1 protein-coding gene and 1 pseudogene are annotated in these 2,451 nt (G+C 34.1%); both read right to left on the minus strand.

Annotated elements, in window-relative coordinates:
- Positions 1-463: 463 nt before the first annotated feature.
- Complete coding sequence (locus V7149_RS09285) at positions 464-1,447, minus strand: NAD(P)-dependent oxidoreductase (RefSeq protein ID WP_335345357.1); 984 nt, start codon at positions 1,445-1,447, stop codon at positions 464-466.
- A 506-nt stretch (positions 1,448-1,953) separates the two neighbouring features.
- Positions 1,954-2,451 (minus strand): annotated as a pseudogene (locus V7149_RS09290) (chemotaxis protein); the annotation flags it as partial.

The following is a 2,451-nucleotide window of genomic DNA, read 5'->3' on the forward strand; positions in this document are numbered from 1 at the left end:
AGTCTAAGCATATATGCGCACGAAAAATGAGCACATTTTTATACCTATTTACCTTACACCAGCTGGATCAATACAACTGGTGTAATATTTCAAGAAAACCATGAAATATTCAATAAATTATCATCTCGATATTAGTAAAGTAAGTTACCTTCTAAATTGCCATCATTCCATAAAGAGCATAACAAATACACCTAACATAAATAGGTAAAATTCACTCATTATAAAATCTGTATTAATTTTTATTAAAAAATTAATATTAGCAATTAGTTGGTTCCATAAACTTACTTTCCTCCTCCGAAATTTTCTTTATTATCTCACCTTTTCATTTTTTTGTAAATTAATATTATCAGCCTTATTATTCTATTGAGAATGAATGGGTTAGGTTAGGAAAGGATATCACACCAATTCTTTGCCCTATTCACTCAACTAAAGTGTAGATTTCATTTTTTCCCTTTCAAAAAGGTTATATGAGTACAGCTTTTTTATTAACACCATTAATCACATAGGAAGGTTCTTCACCAATTAATATCTTAACAATATTAGTTGCCGCCATTTCCGCCATTGCATCGCGCGCTTCAAAAGTAGCATTTCCGATGTGTGGAGTTAAAACAACATTTTTTAGTTGCTTTAATCCCTCGCCAATCTCTGGCTCAGATTCAAATACGTCTAATGCAGCACCTTCAATTACTTTATTCTCCAATGCGTTAATAAGAGCCGCTTCATCAACAATAGGGCCGTGTGCACAATTAATTAAATAGGCTGTTGATTTCATCATTTCAAATTGCCGCGTACTGAACATATGTTTATTGCTTGGATTGTATGAACAATTGATTGTAATAAAGTCAGATTTGGTAATTAATTCATCGAATGTAACATAAGTGGCATTTAGTGTCTTTTCCACTTCTGGGGTTTGCTGTCTTATATTACTGTATAAAACTTTCATATCAAAAGCAGCTGCCCGTTTCGCTACTGCTTGTCCAATTTGTCCAAATCCGATAATACCAATTGTTTTGCCTGTTACTTCCCGACCGCGGAAGTAAAGTGGTGCCCAGCCGTTGAATCCAACTGTTCGGCACACTTCATCCCCTTCAGCTACTCTTCTTGCCGCCGCTAATAAAAGGGCAATTGTTAAATCGGCTGTTGCTGAAGTAGATGCAATTGGTGTATTTGTTGTTGGAATTCCTTTAGAAGCCGCATATTCAAAATCAATATTTTTAAACCCGGCACCATAGTTTGCAATAATTTTTAAATTGGGTGCTTTGTCAATGGTTTCACGACTAACTGGAGTTGAGAGTAAACTTAATAAAGCATCTTTATCTTTTATACGTTCTTGTAATTCCGCTTCAGAAATTAATTTTTCTCCTTCAAATACTTCCACCTCATGATCCATCGTTAACATGTCCAAACCTTTTTGTGGAATTTCACCTGCTACTAAAATTTTCGCCATTTTCCTTACACCTCTTCTTTATTATTTTAATAAAGTGAAACTTCATTCAGTGGGTTGTCTTTCCCCACTGAATGTTAGTTGAACTTATCGGGCTTTTACGGGCTGTTGGATCTTCCATTAGAAACGTTCGTTCCCTCAACTTTTTGAAGTGGGAGTCCTACAGCCCGTTAATCTGCGATAAAACTCGATGAATGGAATATGAAGATTTAGTTCTGTTGTAGCTCCATCAATCTTTATTTGTGAATGCTTTCACAATGTTTTATACCTTGATTATATGCTGATAAAAAAATAATGCAATCGTATTTATCCCTCTTTCACACAATTGTCAAAATCCTCGAAAAGCCTTATTAATAGGAAATCATATGAATTAAGGCATTTTGAAAATAAATTACCAGGAGGTCGATTTCTTATGGCAAAATAAATTATAAAAAAAGCTGACCCAATAGCTCGTTAAGAANNATTAATTTTATTGAATATTTCAGGTAAATTAAACAATTTTACAATTTTTAGAGATTATTTACTTGTCTCCACGTACGAACCAAGCCATCTACAATGGGTTCAATTACATCCATATCTTTAAAGTAGCCTATATGACTTAGTGGATTCCAACTCGTTAATAAATTGCCTACATTCACTTCTCGATCTTCGTTAACTGCATGAAGATAATTTTCGTCTACAGCTCTTAATGGGAAGCCCAAAACATCATCTTTGTCATAAAAATTTATCCATTCACCTTTTAAACTAGGATAGTATTTTTCGAGGTTTTTAGAGGGAATATTGATCGGGCGGTTAAAGTTATAATAACGTAAACTCCATAGCGGGAGGGTAGTCCCCATTGTATAAAATAACGTTAAAGTTTCTCCGTTTTCCAAAGGCGAATATTCATTTACAATACAGGCAAGATCATGTTTTTTAAATTGTAAATCGTAAAAGTAATTACTCGCAATGACAGAACCTAAACTATGTGAAATGACACATAAAGGAGCCTGATCTCCTGCTCTGTT

The sequence above is a fragment of the Bacillus sp. JJ1503 genome (genome assembly GCF_036965125.1).
Classification (GTDB): Bacteria; Bacillota; Bacilli; order Bacillales; family Cytobacillaceae; genus Cytobacillus.